This window comes from Delftia sp. RIT313 (genome assembly GCF_000632165.1).
In the GTDB taxonomy this organism is placed as follows: Bacteria; Pseudomonadota; Gammaproteobacteria; order Burkholderiales; family Burkholderiaceae_C; genus Comamonas; species Comamonas acidovorans.
Genome location: NZ_JFYT01000064.1, coordinates 29,554 through 46,329 on the forward strand (window position 1 = coordinate 29,554; position 16,776 = coordinate 46,329).

The following is a 16,776-nucleotide window of genomic DNA, read 5'->3' on the forward strand; positions in this document are numbered from 1 at the left end:
TGCTTAAAAATCGCTGGTTTGAGCGGTTTTTTCAATAAATATATTTATTGAAGCATGCTGTGAAAATCTTTGATTGAATGTATTTTCAAAGTTTCTGTGGATATTTGATGGCTGCCAGTGATATTGATGATTTGTGTTTTCATTGGTTTAAGTGAAAATGCGGGATAAATATGAGTGAAATGCATTATTCTGTATTGATCCTTTTTGTGGGCGCTTTACTGGCTGGCTGCGCCATCGAACCTCGCCGCAACTACACACCACAGCCCAAAGACGCCACATTGCATCTTCGCTCCACAGGCATGCCCATGTCGGCAGGGTTCTCCATCAGCTCAGCCAGCACGGCGTGCGAAGGCTTTGAATTCGCAGGATCTGTCCGCGATGGAGGCGAGGGCGTGCTGCTGCCCTGGATTGCAGCGTTGAGCAACAAGCTCAGCGGCGTTCCAACTGTGCGAGAGGCCGTAGTGCCTGCAGATGCACCAGTACAGGTCAAAGGCTTCTCCTCCTGGCAAGACCAGTACAGCAGAGGGTCCTGTGGGCCGGTAACCAAGCTGTTCACGCCCACTGCCGATAGCGTCTACCGTGTGGATTTTGTCTGGGCTGGCGTGCGCAAGTGCGGGCTGCGTATTGTGGATATCAGCAGGCCTGATGAGCCCAGGGAAGTACCCGGCGTGCCGCTGATCTGTCCTCGTCCGCCTGGGTTGTAGTTCTACGGTCGGGTGTTTATAAGACAGCACATCCAGCAAGGATGATCCGGCAGGCGACCCTCATCGAGGGGATGTAGATCACTCCAAGCTAACTAATCCGGTATCAGCAGGTTTTGTTCACAGCCTGCGAATGAGGCCGTCAGCGCACGGCTGGAATGACGCTGATGTTTCGAGAGGGGAAAAAACATGTTCGTAGGTATCGATCTGGGCACCACGCACAGCCTTGTGGCGGTGTGGCAGGACGGCTGCGCCCGCCTGGTGCCCAATGCCCTTGGAAAAGTGCTGACGCCCTCCGTCGTCAGTGTGGACAGCGATGGCCGCCTGCTGGTGGGAGAGCCGGCGCGTGAACGGCTGCAGAGCCATCCGCACCTGAGTTGCGCCGTGTTCAAGCGCGATATGGGCACGGCGCGGGTGTTTCGGCTGGGTGAGCATCTGATGCGTGCCGAGGAGTTGTCGGCGCTGGTGCTGCGATCTCTCAAGGCTGATGTGGAAGCCGATCTGGGCGCGGTGGTGACGGACGTGGTGATCACCGTCCCTGCCTACTTTGCCGACGCGCAGCGTCAGGCCACGCGCGCGGCGGGCGTGCTGGCGGGGTTTGCGAACATCACCTTGCTCAACGAGCCCACGGCGGCGGCTCTGGCGTACGGGCTGCATCGGGATGAGGGGCGCTTTCTGGTCTTCGACCTGGGCGGCGGCACGTTCGATGTGTCGGTGCTTGAACTGTTCGAGGGCGTGATGGAGGTGCGCGCCACGGCGGGCGACAACCGCCTGGGCGGCGAGGATGTGGATGAGCTCATGGTGCGGCGCTTTGCGCAGCATGCGGGCATGTCCGAGGAGCAGTTGCACCAGCCTGAGGTGGGCGCGCGGCTGCGGCGTGCGGCCGAGGCCGCCAAGCGCAGGCTGGCCGTACAGGAAGCTGCCGTGATGCGCATCGATGTCGATGGCGAGTCGCTGGCGATGACCTGGACACTGCGGGACCTTGAAGCTGTACTTGAACCGTTGCTGGAGCGCATGCGCCAGCCGGTCGAGCGCGCCTTGCGTGATTCGCGCATTCGCCCGCAGGAGCTGGATGCCGTCGTGCTCGCCGGTGGGAGCACGCGTCTGCTGGCCGTGCGGCAGCTGGTGACGCGGCTGTTCGGGCGCTTTCCCGAAGTCTCGCTCGATCCCGATGAGGTCGTGGCACTCGGTGCTGCGGTGCAGGCCGCGCTGCGCGGGCGCGACAAGGCGCTGGCCGAGCGGGTGATGACGGATGTCTGTCCCTATACGCTCGGAATCCATGTCTCCAGGGAACTGGGCAACGGACATCGGCAGACGGGCTTCATGGCGCCGGTGCTGGAGCGCAACACCATTGTTCCAGCGAGCCGGGTGAAGCGTTTCTACCCGGTGTCGGCGGACCAAACGCAGATTGCTATCGAGATCTATCAGGGAGAGGCGCGTCGTGTGCAGGACAACACGGCGCTGGGCAAGCTCCTGCTGCCATTGCCGCGAGGCAAATTCGGCGATGTGGCGTTCGACGTACGCTTCACACTCGATGCCAACGGTCTGCTGGAAGTCGAGGCCTGGCCGCTGCGCGGCGAACAGCAGCAGGGGCAGGTAAAGCAACTGGTGATCGAGTCATCGGCCGAGCGGCTCTCTCCGGAGGAGCTGTCTAGATGCCTGGAAAGATTGCAGGGGCTCAAGCTGCACCCGCGTGACCGTCTGGAAGTGCGTGCGCTGATGGCGCGGGCCGAGCGGCACCACACGCAGTTGCTTGGCCAGTGGCGTAGCCTGCTGGCCGATGCAATTCTGGGCCTCGAGGTGGCGCTGGAGACGCAGGATGAGCGCAGGTTCGCACAGCCGCGCAAGCGGCTTGAAGACCTGCTGGCGAGTATCGAGGCTGACCAGTTCCTCCCTGATCTGGAGTAGCCATGACTCTGAGCGAGGCATTCGCACAACTTGGGCTGCCCCCCGACTCTGATGGGCGTGCAGTGCGCAGGGCTTACGCGCAGTTGCTCAAGGGCCTGGATCAGGTGTCCCAGCCACAGGCTTTCATGGAATTGCGCGCCGCTTACGAGCTGGCAATGGCCCATGTGCGGGCAAATGCAAATGTGCAGGAGCCTGGCGCCCAAGCGCAGCTGAATGAACCGCAGGCAGACGCATTTGTCCGAGACTCTTTGGCTTTCATTGCCAGGCCGGCACCTGGCCCGGATCGCCCTGAACATGCCGAGCCAACCAAACAGATGGAGTTGGCAGAAACTCCCGAGCCACCGGAGCCACCGGAGCCACCGGAGCCACCGGAGCCACCGGAGCCACCGGAGCCACCGGAGCCACCAGAGCCACCAGAGCCACCAGAGCCACCAGAGCCACCAGACCCACCAGAGGATGTGGCCAACCGTGTGCTGGATGGATGGCAGTGTCGATTCCAGCCATGGGAGCTGGATGCCGCCACGCAGGAGCTTCGGATCCTGTTGAAAAGGCCGGAATTGCAGGGCTTCGACAACCGTGAGGCCTTCGAGCGGCAGCTCGCACGGCGCATCGCCGGCAGGACCTTCGGGGCGCGCAGCAGCGCCTTGCTGCTGGCCGCAGATGCCGTGTTCGACTGGCGCCGCCGAGGGGTGGGTGTGGAGCCACTCGAACACATACTGGATAGCCTGGCGCGGCTACCTCCCATGCTGCACAAAGTAGCGACAGGCTTGCTCGGCGAGCCCAATCCCGACTCTGCACGGGAGCTGCTGCTCACGCCGAGGTTTCTGGGTTACGTGGAACAGCAATGGCAATCATGGCTGAAGTGGTGGCTTCCCGAAGAGCAATTGCATCATTGGGGGTTGGCATGGCACCGGATTCCAATAGGCACGCGTGCCTCAATGGGGCTTGTGGCCGGGGCCAAGCTGGCGGGACTGGCTCTCAAGGTGCTTGGAGCTCGGCTGGCGATAGCCGGCCTGATCGTGGCGGCTGCGATTTTTGTGTTCCGCACCATTGCGGATCGCACGAGCGGAAAGCAGGTCGCGCAGGAGAAGCAGGCATGCGTCAACGCCTATGCGGATCGTCGATTGAATGGCTGGCATGACGTGCCGTCCAACAAGCTTTATTCGTTGAGGTCCTGCAGGTCGCAGGGAGTGCACACCATCCCGGATCAACGCGGCATGGATCAGGCCGAGCGCATCGCCAGGGTGCTGGTGGATCCATCGACGGGGTGGATCGATAGCAGTCCGCTCTGGGGAGACTATCTGCGCCTGAACACGAAGGATGGCCGAGCTTTCGGATTCGAGCGCGTGGGGTCGGTTCCCAGCTACTGCGCCAACATTCGGGCCTTTGCATTGGAAGGCATGTGGCTCAAGCTTGGAGACGTACCTGCGGCGACTGCCTTGGTACGGGAGGTGGCCTGGTGCCAGGCGCAGCTGCTCGCCGCCAAGAATGAGGGCCGAGACAACGCCAGGGAGAGGGTGACCTATGGAGAGCGGCATGAAAGCGATGCGCTCTGGGCATTTCTGCGTCATACGGACGCCTGGCCGGATGGGGCGCGACCTGCGTTGCCTCTCGAATCCTTGGTGCGTGGCAACACGGCAGCCGGTTTTGACTGGCGCCTGCCAACGGAGACTGTCCCGCAGACAACACAACACATGCGTCAAACATCGCAGCAGCGTTCCGAACGCTAGCGTCAGTTCAATTGCCTCGCATCCTTCATGCTCGCTAAAACAGGGCACACGCTTGGTATGAAGATTGCATGGATGCCGGGTCGCTCAGGCGCCGGACGGACGTCCTGCACCGCGTGGCTGCATCTGCGCGAAGTGGTGGTGGAACGGATGTAAGCTCGCGGCAAGCCTGCGGGCGGGTGCTGCCCCAGGTGAACAAGATCAACGCATTCCACGCACCACAAGGAGACATTTCATGAAGCAACCCCCTTCCAGGCAACGCCTGCCTGCATGGCAGTGGATCGGCCTTGCGGCCGCCACGCCGCTGTTCCTCGCATCGTGCGGAGGCGGCGGCAATGGCGGATCGGGCCAGGACGACCTGGCCGCCTGTGCCATCACCTCGGGCGATGGCAGCGTGGTCGTGGGCTCGGGCCTGCCCGGTGATCCTGCCGCACCCGAACCCTCGTCGGGCTACCGCCTCGGCAAGAAGGCCCTGCACACCTCCAAGTACATGGTGGTCACGGCCAACCCGCTGGCGTCCAAGGCGGGTTGCGAGGTGCTCAAGTCCGGCGGCTCGGCCGTGGATGCGGCCGTGGCCGTGCAGATGGTGCTGGGCCTGGTGGAGCCGCAGTCCAGCGGCATCGGCGGTGGCGCCCTCATGCTCTACCGCGATGCAGCCACGGGCAAGGTCGTGGCCTATGACGGCCGCGAGACCGCGCCTGCCGCCGCCACGGAAAACTACCTGCGCTACGTGGACGACACCGCCGACCAGACTGCGCCCAAGCCCTCGGCGCGCGCCAGCGGCCGCTCCATCGGCACGCCGGGCGTGGTGCGCATGCTGGAACTCGCGCACAAGGACTACGGCAAGACCGCGTGGCCCCAGCTGTTCAATTCGGGCATTGACCTGGCCAGCAAGGGCTTTCCCATCAGCGGCCGCATGGCTGCGGCGCTGGACGGCTCCAAGGTGGAACTGGCGCGCGACGCCGACGCCGCCAAGCTGTACTTCGATGCCCAGGGCAAGCCGCTGGCGCTGGGCGTCAAGTTCGTCAACCAGCCCTATGCCGACACGCTGCGCAGCATCGCCAATGGCGGCGCCGACGCCTTCTACCGTGGCGACCTGGCCCAGGCCATCGTCAGCAAGGTGGGCGTGACGCAGACCGTCTCGGACGGCGCACCCATCACCCCCGGCAAGACCACGCTGCAGGATCTGGCCAGCTACGAGGCCAAGCGCCGCGAGGCCGTCTGCACCACCTACCGCGCGCGCTACATGGTCTGCAGCATGCCGCCGCCGTCGTCCGGCGGCATCGCCGTGGCACAGGCCATGGGCATTCTGGAGAACTTCGACCTCAAGGCCTATGCGCCCACGGCCATCGATGGCGAGGGCGGCAAGCCCTCGGTGATGGGCGTGCACCTGGTCAGCGAAGCCCTGCGCCTGGCCTATGCCGACCGTGACAAATACGTGGCCGACACCGACTTCGTGCCCCTGCCCGGCGGCTCGCCGGCCCTGATGCTGGACAAGAGCTACCTGCGCCAGCGCGCCGCCCTCATCTCCACGACCAAGAGCATGGGCACGGCCCAGGCAGGCAACTTCGGCACGCCTTCGCAGGGCGTGGTCGATGTCAAGGAGGCCGGCACCACGCACATGAGCATCGTCGATGCCAAGGGCAACGCACTGAGCATGACGACCACGGTGGAGTCCAGCATGGGCTCCTTCCACGTCACGCGCGGCTTCGTGCTCAACAACCAGCTGACCGACTTTGCTGCCATCCCCAGCACCACCGAAGGCCCGGTCGCCAACCGCGTGCAGCCGGGCAAGCGCCCGCGCAGCTCCATGGCGCCCACGCTGGTGTTCGACCTGAAGACCGACGGCACCGCCGGCGACTTCAAGATGGCCACGGGCTCGCCAGGCGGCAGCACCATCATCCAGTACGTGACCAAGACCCTGGTCGGCGCGCTGGACTGGGGTCTGGATGCCCAGCAGGCCACGTCGCTGGTGGACTTCGGCGCGGCCAACAGCCCGACCACCAACGTGGGCGGCGAGCACCCCAACATCAACACGGCCAATGGCGGCAACGACGATCCGCTGGTCAGCGGCCTGCGTGCCCTGGGCCATGTGGTGTCCATCAGTGCGCAGTCCAGCGGTATTGGCACCATCTTGCGGGTGCAGCGCAATGGGCAGGCGCAGCTGGAAGGTGGGGCTGATCCGCGCCGTGAAGGGCTTGTTTTGGGCGATACCGTTCGCTGATCTTGGTCTGATGATTGGCTGAGGAAGGCGCTGCTGGCAGGGATGCTGGTGGCGCCTTTTTTGCTGGTTTGCTGGTGGGTCTTTTTTTGACCCTGCCGGGTGGTTGTTTTTCGAGGCCGGGTCTCGGCCCGGCGGCCGACCCGCTTTCTTGTCGCGCGACAAGAAAGCGGGGCAAAGAAGCGCGCCCCGAACTGCCCACGACCCTCCGCTTCGCTGCGGGCGACCTGCGTTGGGCGGGATGCGGGGTGCGCCGTGAAACTCGTTGCGCGCTGCGCGCTTCACTCAAACATCACGGCGAGCTAGACAACGAAGCAAGCCTGTCCTGCGGCAGGCTTGCCACCCCGCATCCCGCCCAACGCAGGCGTGGGCAGAAGGGGGGAGGCTGGGGAACAGCCAACAGCCAAAAATGCAAAACAGCCGACGCGCCATCGCTGCGCTCGGCTGTTTTTGTCAATGGGGCCGAGCGCAGCGACGGCCCGAAAAAACTCCCCCGTATGTCAGCGCCTGCGGCGTGGTGGTTGCGGGGTTGCAGTCCTGCCGAAGGACAGGACTGCTTCGTGATCTGACTCGCTGCGGTTGTCTGAGCGGAGTTCACGCAGTGAACGCAGCGAGTTCCGCAGCGAACCCCGCAACCGCCACGACGCAGGTTGCCCCGCAGCGAAGCGAAGGGGTCGCGGACATCCGGGTCGCTTTTGCTTTGCCTACTTTCCTTCGGCCGGCGTACCGGTGGCGAAACAAAGGAAAGTAGGTCGGCCGCCGGGCCGAGACCCGGCCTCGAAAAACAACCCCCCGGCAGGGTCTCAAAAAAGAGCGTGAACTAATCAGCGCCCACCCTGAAAACTACGCGTGCTGTACAGATCCATCGGCAGCCGCGACAGCAGCGGCAGACCAGACACCGCATCCACCGGCTGCCTCTCGATATAGTTGAAGAACACATCGGAATCGAGCACGCCAATGTCCAGACGGCGCGCATCAGGCACGGCCGCCAGCGTCTTGTAGCCATCGCCGCCCGTGGCATTGAAGCTCAGCACGAACAGCTTGTACGTGCGCGCCGTATCCAGCGGCTTCCACGTCTTGCTCGCGTTGTCATACACCTCGATGCCCGACACGCGCTGGCCGGCCGCCGCTGCCGCATTCACGTCAAAGCGCAGGCCGCCCGTGTAGGGGTAGGGGCCGGTTGTGCCGCTGGGGCCATACACGGCCTGCAGGCCGTCTTCGAGCATGCCCTTGACTTCCGTGCCGGTGATGTCCAGGCGGAACAGCTTGTTGCCGAAGGGCAGGACCTGGATGACCTGGGCGGCCGTGGTCTGGCCCAGCAGCGGGATGCGCACGCCGCCGCCGCTTTGCAGGGTGATGTCTGCGCCGCCGTAGTGGCGGTTGGCTTCGTCCAGGTAGGCCTGGGCCACGAGCTGCTGGATGTCGCCGCCGCGCACGCTGACGCTGCCTTCGGCATTGCAGGCGGCGCTGGACTGGCTGTAGTTCATGGTGCCGACGCCGCCGGGCACGCGGCGCGAGCACAGTTCCTGGGGCACGGTGGCGACCTGCTTGAGGTTGAACTGGGCGACCTTGTCCTTGAACGGCTGCAGCGCGGCGGTGGCCTTGGCCGAGGGCGTGGTCACGCGCAGCACGCCGGTGGCGGCGGCACTGGCCTTGAGAGCGGTCTTTTGCGCATCGGTGGCGGCCTTGCCGGCGATGGTGAAGCTGTCGCCGATCAGCACATGGGGCGTGCCCGTGCACTGGGTGACGCGGCCGTCGGCGTCGAACTGGACCTTGAGGTCGCCGACGACCTGGGCGTACTCCCAGGCCTGGACCACGCAGACGGGGCTGCCGTCCTTGTCGGCCAGGCGCGTGGGGTAGGCGCCGCCGGGCGTGCCCACGCCCGTGGTGTTGAGCACGTCGGGGCCGAGCAGGGTGTGCGAGTCGCCGCCCACGACCACGTCCACGCCGCTGAGCTTGGGCACGATCTGGCGGTCGTACTCATAGCCCACATGGCTCATGACGATGATCTTGTTGATGCCCTTGGCGCGCAGCGCGTCGATTTCGCGCTGGGCCGCCGTAGCCTCGTCCTCGAAGGTGGTGTCGGCATCGGGGCTGGACGATGCCTTGGTCTTGCCCGCAATGGTCAGGCCGACGATGCCGATCTTCTGGCCGCCGCGCTCCACCACGGTGGAGGGGTTCACATAGCCGGGCGCCTTGGCCGCGTTCAGGGCCGAGTTGGCGCCAAAGCGCACGTTGGCGCTGAGCACGGGCGTCTTGCATGTGCCTGTGCGCAGGCGGTCCAGGAAGGACTTGAGGCCGCTGTCGCCCTTGTCGAACTCGTGGTTGCCCAGCGTGAAGGCGTCAAAGCAGACGGTGTTCATGAGTGCGGCATCGGCCTCGCCGTCGGCGCCTGCACGGTTGAAGTACAGCGTGCCGGTGAGCGCGTCGCCGGCGTGCAGCTTGAGCACGTTGGGCGACTGCGCGGCCAGCTCCTCGATGGCCTGGGTCACGCGCGCAAAGCCTGCGGCGTCCACGGCCACGGCTTCGGCCTTGCCCGTGCCGGCGTCCAGCTGCAGGGTCTTGCTCTTGGACTCCAGCGTGGAGTGGTGATCGTTGATGTGCAGAATGCGCAGCTCCAGCGGCTGGCCTGCGGGCGTGTCGTTGCCGGAGCCGCCGCAACCGGCGATCAGGGCGGAGGCAGCCAGGGCCACGGCCAGCGGGCGCAGGGCGGGGCGATGGGAGGTCAAGGACATGAACGGGTTCTCTCTGTATCGGTTTGTCACGGCCGCCGATGCTGGGCAAGGCTGATGACACGGCGATGAAATCGCCTTGCAGGGGGCTTGACCTTGACATGGTGGCAATCTCTAAAGTGCCTGCATGCGAGAACAAAGGAGTCAGGCAATGAATGCATCGACCAAGGCCGGCATGGCCATAGACCTGCCCGTTCAGGGCATGACCTGCGCCTCCTGCGTGGGGCGTGTGGAACGCGCGCTCAAGAAGCTGCCCGGCGTGCAGGAGGCCGTGGTCAACCTGGCCACCGAAAAGGCCAGCATCCGCTTCGAGGGCGCGGCCGATCTGCCGGCCGCCATTGCAGCCATCGAGAAGGCCGGCTACGAGGTGCCCCAGTCCAGCGTGGAACTGGAGGTGGAGGGCATGACCTGCGCCTCCTGCGTGGGCCGCGTGGAGCGTGCGCTGAAAAAGGTGGAGGGCGTGCAATCGGCCAGCGTGAACCTGGCCACCGAACGTGCAGTGGTGACGCTGGCTGGCAGTGCAGGTGTGGCGGCCCTTGTGGCAGCTGTGCACAAGGCCGGGTACGAAGCGCGGCCGCTGGGCGCCAGCGCGAACCCGGCCAGTGAAGGCGGCGCTGCGCAGTCGCCGGCCGAAGACGGCACGGAGCAGCGCCAGGCGCGCGAGCGGGCCTCGCTCAAGCGCTCGCTGATCGTGGCCACGGTGTTTGCGCTGCCGGTGTTCGTGCTGGAGATGGGCGGCCACATGGTGCCGGCCTTCCACCACTGGGTGGGGCAGGCCATCGGCACCCAGAACAGCTGGTATCTGCAGTGCCTGCTGTCGGCCATCGTGCTGTTCGGGCCGGGCCTGCGTTTCGTCCAGAAGGGCATTCCCGCGCTGCTGCGCGGCGCCCCCGACATGAATTCGCTGGTGGCCGTGGGCACCTCGGCGGCCTTTGCCTATTCGCTGGTGGCCACCTTCGTGCCGCAGTGGCTGCCGGCCGGCACGGTGAATGTGTATTACGAGGCGGCGGCCGTGATCGTGGCGCTGATTCTGCTGGGCCGCTTCATGGAGGCGCGCGCCAAGGGCAATACCTCGGAGGCCATCCGCCGCCTGGTGCGACTGCAGGCCAAGACGGCGCGCGTGCGCAAGGACGGCGCCGTGCAGGAGGTGGACATCGCCGCCGTGCGTGCGGGCGACACCATCGAGGTGCGGCCCGGCGAGCGCATTCCCGTCGATGGCGAGGTCATCGAGGGCAGCAGCTTCGTCGATGAATCCATGATCAGCGGCGAGCCCGTGCCGGTCGAGAAAACCCCGGGTGCAGAACTGGTCGGCGGCACGGTGAACCAGAACGGCGCTCTGGCCTTTCGCGCCACCAAGGTGGGCGCGGACACGCTGCTGGCGCAGATCATCCGCATGGTCGAGCAGGCCCAGGGCTCCAAGCTGCCCATACAGGCGCTGGTGGACCAGGTCACCATGTGGTTCGTGCCGGCCGTGATGGCCGTGGCCCTGCTGACCTTCGGCGCATGGCTGGCCTGGGGGCCGTCGCCCGCACTGAGCTTTGCGCTGGTCAATGCCGTGGCCGTGCTCATCATCGCCTGCCCCTGTGCCATGGGCCTGGCCACGCCCACCTCCATCATGGTGGGCACGGGCCGGGCCGCGCAGATGGGCGTGCTGCTGCGCAAGGGCGAGGCCCTGCAGACCCTCAAGGACGCCCGCGTGGTGGCCGTGGACAAGACGGGCACGCTGACGCGCGGCCGCCCCGAGCTGACCGACCTGGTGCTGGCCCCGGGCTTCGAGGGCGAGCGCAGCCGCGTGCTGGCGCTGGTGGCGGCCGTGGAAGACCGCTCCGAGCACCCGATTGCACGCGCCATCGTGGATGCTGCCAAGGCCGAGGATCTGCCGCTGGGTGCCGTGGATCGCTTTGAATCGGTGACAGGCTTTGGCGTGCGCGCCCAGGTGGACGGCGTGCGCGTGGAGATCGGTGCCGACCGCTTCATGCGCGAATTGGGCCTGCAGGTGGACACGCTGGCAGACGAGGCCGCGCGCCTGGGCGACGAAGGCAAGACGCCGCTGTATGCCGCCGTGGACGGCCGTCTGGCCGCCATGATCGCCGTGGCCGATCCCATCAAGGACAGCACGCCGGCCGCCATTGCCGCTTTGCACGGCCTGGGCCTGAAGGTGGCCATGATCACCGGCGACAACCGCCGCACGGCCGAGGCCATCGCCCGCCAGCTGGGCATCGACGAGGTGGTGGCCGAGGTGCTGCCCGGCGGCAAAGTCGATGCCGTCAAGCGCCTGAAGGCCGAGCACGGCACGCTGGCCTATGTGGGCGACGGCATCAACGACGCGCCGGCCCTGGCCGAGGCCGATGTGGGCCTGGCCATCGGCACGGGCACGGACATCGCCATCGAGGCGGCCGACGTGGTGCTGATGTCAGGCGACCTGGGCGGCGTGCCCAATGCGATCGCGCTGTCCAAGGCCACCATGGCCAACATCCGGCAGAACCTGTTCTGGGCCTTTGCCTACAACGTGGCCCTGATCCCCGTGGCCGCGGGGCTGCTGTACCCCGTCAACGGCACGCTGCTGTCGCCCGTGTTCGCGGCTGGGGCCATGGCGCTGTCCAGCGTCTTCGTGCTCAGCAACGCGCTGCGCCTGCGGCGTTTCAATCCGCCGCTGGCGGCAGGGCGTTGAACGACGAAGGCAGTCAGCCGGGCAGCTTGGGGACGTCTATGAAGTCGTCCAGGCTCAGGCCTTTTTCCTTGAGCAGGGCTTCTAGCACGGGCTGCAGGCGGCCCAGGCTTTGCTGCACGGTCTCGCGCACGGTGTCCACCACGACCTGTGTGCTGCGGTCGATCTCCACATTGAGCAGGTCGCCCACGCCCTTGGACTCGAACACGGTCATGCGGCGCGTCTCGGGGATCAGCCAGACCTCGAACCAGCCTGCCTGGCGGTCCACCTCGGACACCGTGAGGCTGGCGCCGTTGATGGCGATGTAGCCCTTGGCGAACACGTAGTGGCGAAAGCCCTCGGGAATGCCGAAGCGGATGCGGTGGTTGGTGTCGCTGGAGGCCACTTCCAGCACGGGCGAGGTGAAATCCACATGGCCCGACAGCGGATGGCCGCCGATCTCGGCGCCATCCTTTGCCGCGCGCTCCACATTGACGCGCCCGCCCACGGCATAGCCGCCCAGCGTGGTGATGTTCAGGCTTTGCAGCATCACATCGAACGTGGCGCGCGTGGGCGAGAGGATCTCCGTCACCGTCAGGCACACGCCGTCGGTGGAGACGCTGGCGCCGATGGCCAGGTCCTGGCAGAAGCCTTCGGGAAAGTCGAGGGTGAAGGTGCGCAGGCCGTTCTGGTCGCGCAGCGCGGCAATGCTTGCCACGGCCTGGATGATGCCGGTGAACACGATGTGGGATTCCTTGGAGCCGCCCGGTCGGCGGCGAAGCGGGTATTTTGCATCGCGGCGCTGCGCTGCGGGGGCGCAGGCCGGCGTGTCCCTGCGGGCATCAGGCCGGTGCCGCTGCCTCCTCCCACCAGCCGCTGAGCAGTGCCGGCGGGCGCTGCGCCGCATGCACCCAGGCACAGGACGGCCAGGCATCCTGCTGCACGTTCATGCCCGCATAGATGCCGTAGCCGGGGCCGGCCGCGATCTCGCCTTCGGCATGCAGGGTCTCGCCCGCGCGGATGCTGCAGGCCGCGCGGATGTCGCCCAGCGCACGCATGCCCCAGTCCACCTCGATATGGCTGCCGCCTTCCACGTCGGCGCCAGCGTACAGGCCATGGCCCAGCTCGATCAGGCCGCTGGCGCGGATGCTGCCGCCCGCGCGCAGGCCCTTGCCGCAGCGGATGGCGCCCTGTACCTCGATGTCCTGGCCGGCCTGTGCGCCGCCGCCCAGGCGCAGGTCGGCGCCGCAGCGCAGCTCCCAGCCGGCGCGCACGTCCTCGGCGCGCAGTTCCTCGTGCACGTCCACGCTCCAGGCGGCCTTGACCAGGCCGCCGGCCTGCAGCGGGCCGCTGCAGAAGATGGCGCCGCCACTGTGCAGGTCCTGGCCGGCCTCGATGCGGCCGGCGTGGATGCCGGCGCCGGCCTGCAGCGTGCGGCCCACGGCCAGCAGGCCGGGCACGCGCAGCTCGCCATGCACGACGACGCTGCCCGCGAACACCAGGGCATCGGCCTCCAGGTGATCGACCTCCAGCACGGCGTCGGTGGGGCCGAACTGGTTCATGAGCCAGCGCGCGTCCTCGACGCGGCCATCGCCCACCAGGGCGTCGAGCACGCGCTGGTAGTCGTTGCCGTCATGGCGGTTGCGCACGAACCAGCGAAAGCCCGCCGCGCAGGGGCTTTTGGCACGCAGAAAGTTTTGGGAGAGTTCCATGTCCATCATCGGCTCCGGGGTCAAGGCGGCTGCGCCATGCGGCGGCGCGGCCGAAAAGGCGTGCAGGCCAGGGAGATGCGGGGCGTGGGCCGGCAGCTCCTGGCATGCGCTTCGCATGCGGGATTCGCTGCGGGGGCCGTGCGGGAAGCTGGGGTTGGACCTCAGGCTTTCCGCACGGCGGCGGAAAGCAGGGCCGTGAAGCCGCACAGGCTGATGAAGGCCGTGGGCACGCCGTGCACGCGCTGCGGCCGCTGCGCGCGCAAGGCGGTGCAGCGGGTCGGGGCGTGGCGGAAAAGGCGTGTATGGGCCATGGACAGGGGCAGGAGCAGCCGCGATTATGCCGCGAGGCCATTTGCGCACGGGGGCATGGGGCCGTGTACAGGACGGGGCTTCGTTGCTTTGGGTAACATCACGGACCCTGCGGGCGCCCGGTGGAGGACCATCGGCGCCCGGTTGCCCTGCTGCGCGGCGATCGGCCCGGCAGGGTCCTCTCGCCAAGAGAAGCCCATGAATTCCAAGACTCCCCCCTCGTTCCTGAGCCGCATCGCCATCGCGATCGGCAGTTTCTTCGCCATCCTCGGCAACGGCCCCCTGGCCGCCGATGTGTCCCGCCTGCGCGACGGCGAGCCGCTGGCCGCCGACGTGCCGCCGCCCGCACCCAAGGAGGTGCGCGTGGAGGTGCCCGTGGACCGGATCGTCGAGGTCCGTGTCGAGGTGCCTGTCGAAAAGGTGGTCGAGAAAGTGGTTGAAAAGCGTGTCGAGGTGCCGGTCGAGAAGATCGTCGAAAAGACCGTCGTGGAGCCGGCCGCACCCGCTGGCACTGCCGCCCTGCAGCTGCTGGGCCTGCTGCAGCGCGAGGCGCGCTTTGTGGACTTCGTGCAGGAAGACGTGGCCGGCTATGCCGATGCCGAGATCGGCGCCGCAGCGCGCGTGGTGCACGAAGGCTGCCGCAAGGTGCTGCGCGAGCATTTCAGCATCGCCCCCGTGCGTGCCGAGGCCGAAGGCAGCCGCGTCACGCTGGCCGCAGGCTTTGATGCCGCCGCCGTGCGCCTGACGGGCAACGTGGTCGGCCAGGCACCCTTCACGGGCACGCTGGGCCACCGCGGCTGGCGCGTGGACGATGTCCGCCTGCCCCAGCTCACCGATCACAAGGCTGCCGCCATCGTGGCCCAGGCCGAGGTGGAGCTGTGAGCATGAACCAGTCCCGTCAATCCTCCCAGGCGCGCTACAGCATCGGCATCGACCTGGGCACCACGCATTGCGCGCTCTCCTATGTGGACCGCCAGGCCAGCGATGGCGAGAAGGTGGAGCAGGGCGTGCTGGACATTCCCCAGCTCACCGGCCCCTCCAGCGTGGAGGCGCGCCCGCTGCTGCCGTCCTTCCTTTACCTGCCGCATGAAAGCGAGCTGACTGCGGCCGACATGGCCCTGCCCTGGGGCGCCAGCCAGGACTTCGTGGTGGGCGAGTTCGCGCGATCGCGCGGCGCGGCCACGCCGATCCGGCTGGTCTCCAGCGCCAAGAGCTGGCTGTGCCATCCGGGCGTGGACCGCCGCTCGCCCCTGCTGCCGGCCGATGCGCCCGAGGAGGTGCACCGCGTCTCGCCCCTGACCGCCTCCATCCGCTACCTGTCGCACCTGCGCTGGGCCTGGGAGCAGGCCCATCCCGAGGCGCCGTTCGACGCCCAGGATGTGACGGTGACCATTCCCGCCTCGTTCGACCCGGCCGCGCGCGAGCTGACGGCCGAGGCCTGCCGCGCGGCGGGCTTCCAGAAGCTCACGCTGCTGGAGGAACCCCAGGCTGCGCTGTACAGCTGGATCCAGGCCAGCGGCGGCCAGTGGCGCAAGCAGGTGCAAAGCGGCGAGATCATCCTCGTCGTGGACGTGGGCGGCGGCACCACCGACCTGTCGCTGATCGCCGTGCTGGAAAAGGACGGCGGCCTGGAGCTGCAGCGCGTGGCCGTGGGCGAGCACATCCTGCTGGGCGGCGACAACATGGACCTGGCCCTGGCCTACGGCGTGGCGCGCAAGCTGGCCCAGGAGGGCAGGCAGCTCGACGCCTGGCAGACCCGCGCCCTGGCCCATGGCTGCCGCCAGGCCAAGGAGCAACTGCTGGCCGACGCCTCGCTGCAGTCCGTGCCCGTGGTCGTGCCCAGCCGGGGCAGCAAGCTCATCGGCGGCAGCATCCGCACCGAGGTCACGCGTGACGAGGTGCTGCAGATGCTGGTGGAAGGCTTCTTCCCGCGCGCCGCCGTCTCCGACAAGCCCCAGACCCGCGCGCGCGCCGCGCTGACCCAGCTGGGCCTGCCGTATGCGCAGGACGCGGCCGTCACGCGCCACCTGGCGGCCTTCCTCTCGCGCCAGGCCGGCGCCACCGAGCAGATCGAAGGCCTCAAGGGCACGCAGCTCGAGGGCGCGTCCTTCCTGCATCCCTCGGCCATCCTGTTCAACGGCGGCGTGCTCAAGGCGCCGCAGATCGAGCAGCGCATCCTGGAAGTCGTCAACGGCTGGCTGGCCGGCGAAGGCGCGCAACCCGCGCGCCTGCTGGACGGCGCCAACCTGGACCTGGCCGTGGCGCGCGGCGCCGCCTACTTCGGCCATGTGGCGGCTGCGGGCCGTGGCGTGCGCATCCGTGGCGGCACGGCGCAGAGCTATTACGTGGGCGTGGAAAGCAACATGCCCGCCATCCCCGGCATGGAGCCGCCCATCTCGGCCCTGTGCCTGGCGCCCTTCGGCATGGAAGAGGGCACCGAGGTGGCGCTGGACACCCAGGAATTCGGCCTGGTCGTGGGCGAGCCCGTGCGCCTGCGCTTTTTCGGCTCCTCCGTGCGCCGCGCCGACCAGGTCGGCACCGTGCTGGACTTCTGGGGCCCAGAGGAACTGGTCGAGCTGCAGGAGATCGAGGCCCACCTGCCCGCCGAAGGCCGTGCGCCCGGCGAGATCGTGCCCGTCACCCTGCATGCACGCGTGACCGACATCGGCACGCTGGAGCTCAACGCCGTGCCCGTGGGTGGCGAAGAACGCTGGAAGGTGGAGTTCGACGTGCGGGCCGATGTAGCGTAGCCCGCCCCGGCGGCAGGCCCGGTCCGGGCCGCGCACCGTGCCCTGTATGACTGCCGATATGCCTGATAC

11 protein-coding genes are annotated in these 16,776 nt (G+C 67.2%); 7 read left to right on the top strand and 4 right to left on the bottom strand.

Annotation, left to right across the window (positions count from 1 at the left end):
- The first annotated feature begins 170 nt into the window (after positions 1 to 170).
- From BW39_RS31215 to ggt, 4 genes are all read left to right on the top strand, one after another.
- Complete coding sequence (locus tag BW39_RS31215; protein ID WP_152547281.1) at positions 171 to 704, top strand: hypothetical protein; 534 nt, start codon at positions 171 to 173, stop codon at positions 702 to 704.
- Positions 705 to 890: 186 nt separating this feature from the next.
- Positions 891 to 2,609 (top strand): molecular chaperone HscC, encoded by a 1,719-nt coding sequence (locus BW39_RS19730; RefSeq protein ID WP_043823808.1) that lies wholly within the window; start codon positions 891 to 893, stop codon positions 2,607 to 2,609.
- Between the two features lie 2 nt (positions 2,610 to 2,611).
- Entirely contained in the window at positions 2,612 to 4,339 is a 1,728-nt protein-coding gene (locus BW39_RS31745; protein ID WP_043823809.1) for a molecular chaperone DnaJ, read from the top strand.
- Positions 4,340 to 4,571: 232 nt separating this feature from the next.
- Positions 4,572 to 6,560 (top strand): gamma-glutamyltransferase, encoded by a 1,989-nt coding sequence (gene ggt / locus BW39_RS19740; RefSeq protein WP_043823810.1) that lies wholly within the window; start codon positions 4,572 to 4,574, stop codon positions 6,558 to 6,560.
- A gap of 821 nt (positions 6,561 to 7,381) precedes the next feature.
- On the opposite strand, the gene BW39_RS19745 is transcribed toward ggt, so the two are convergent.
- The gene (locus BW39_RS19745) at positions 7,382 to 9,292 is read right to left on the bottom strand and encodes a bifunctional metallophosphatase/5'-nucleotidase (protein WP_043823811.1); all 1,911 of its coding nucleotides are present in this window, start codon (positions 9,290 to 9,292) and stop codon (positions 7,382 to 7,384) included.
- 148 nt (positions 9,293 to 9,440) lie between these two features.
- On the opposite strand from BW39_RS19745, the gene BW39_RS19750 reads away from it, so the two are divergent.
- Positions 9,441 to 11,960, top strand: a complete 2,520-nt coding sequence (locus tag BW39_RS19750; RefSeq protein ID WP_043823812.1) for a heavy metal translocating P-type ATPase — start codon at positions 9,441 to 9,443, stop codon at positions 11,958 to 11,960.
- Between the two features lie 13 nt (positions 11,961 to 11,973).
- Here BW39_RS19750 and BW39_RS19755 read toward each other — a convergent pair whose 3' ends face one another.
- The 3 genes from BW39_RS19755 to BW39_RS31750 form a co-directional block, all read right to left on the bottom strand.
- A complete protein-coding gene (locus tag BW39_RS19755; RefSeq protein WP_012207520.1) occupies positions 11,974 to 12,678 on the bottom strand; it encodes a riboflavin synthase in 705 nt (234 codons plus the stop codon).
- Positions 12,679 to 12,778: 100 nt separating this feature from the next.
- Positions 12,779 to 13,654, bottom strand: coding sequence for a hypothetical protein (locus tag BW39_RS19760; RefSeq protein WP_043823815.1), 876 nt, complete (start codon positions 13,652 to 13,654; stop codon positions 12,779 to 12,781).
- Positions 13,655 to 13,809: 155 nt separating this feature from the next.
- Complete coding sequence (locus BW39_RS31750) at positions 13,810 to 13,959, bottom strand: hypothetical protein (RefSeq protein WP_013800628.1); 150 nt, start codon at positions 13,957 to 13,959, stop codon at positions 13,810 to 13,812.
- A 196-nt stretch (positions 13,960 to 14,155) separates the two neighbouring features.
- Here BW39_RS31750 and BW39_RS19765 point away from each other — a divergent pair, with 196 nt between their 5' ends.
- Both BW39_RS19765 and BW39_RS19770 read left to right on the top strand, forming a co-directional pair.
- The gene (locus tag BW39_RS19765; protein WP_043823813.1) at positions 14,156 to 14,839 is read left to right on the top strand and encodes a DUF2760 domain-containing protein; all 684 of its coding nucleotides are present in this window, start codon (positions 14,156 to 14,158) and stop codon (positions 14,837 to 14,839) included.
- Positions 14,840 to 14,841: 2 nt separating this feature from the next.
- The gene (locus BW39_RS19770) at positions 14,842 to 16,707 is read left to right on the top strand and encodes an Hsp70 family protein (protein WP_043823814.1); all 1,866 of its coding nucleotides are present in this window, start codon (positions 14,842 to 14,844) and stop codon (positions 16,705 to 16,707) included.
- Positions 16,708 to 16,776 lie beyond the last annotated feature (69 nt).

What these genes read in the sequence shown, in the direction of transcription:
- BW39_RS19765 (WP_043823813.1), top strand. Translation starts at nt 14,156, where the DNA reads ATGAATTCCAAGACTCCCCCCTCGTTCCTGAGCCGCATCGCCATCGCG.
- BW39_RS19750 (WP_043823812.1), top strand. Translation starts at nt 9,441, where the DNA reads ATGAATGCATCGACCAAGGCCGGCATGGCCATAGACCTGCCCGTTCAG.
- ggt (WP_043823810.1), top strand. Translation starts at nt 4,572, where the DNA reads ATGAAGCAACCCCCTTCCAGGCAACGCCTGCCTGCATGGCAGTGGATC.
- BW39_RS19730 (WP_043823808.1), top strand. Translation starts at nt 891, where the DNA reads ATGTTCGTAGGTATCGATCTGGGCACCACGCACAGCCTTGTGGCGGTG.
- BW39_RS19745 (WP_043823811.1), bottom strand. Translation starts at nt 9,292, where the DNA reads ATGTCCTTGACCTCCCATCGCCCCGCCCTGCGCCCGCTGGCCGTGGCC.
- BW39_RS31745 (WP_043823809.1), top strand. Translation starts at nt 2,612, where the DNA reads ATGACTCTGAGCGAGGCATTCGCACAACTTGGGCTGCCCCCCGACTCT.
- BW39_RS19770 (WP_043823814.1), top strand. Translation starts at nt 14,842, where the DNA reads ATGAACCAGTCCCGTCAATCCTCCCAGGCGCGCTACAGCATCGGCATC.
- BW39_RS31215 (WP_152547281.1), top strand. Translation starts at nt 171, where the DNA reads ATGAGTGAAATGCATTATTCTGTATTGATCCTTTTTGTGGGCGCTTTA.
- BW39_RS31750 (WP_013800628.1), bottom strand. Translation starts at nt 13,959, where the DNA reads ATGGCCCATACACGCCTTTTCCGCCACGCCCCGACCCGCTGCACCGCC.
- BW39_RS19760 (WP_043823815.1), bottom strand. Translation starts at nt 13,654, where the DNA reads ATGGACATGGAACTCTCCCAAAACTTTCTGCGTGCCAAAAGCCCCTGC.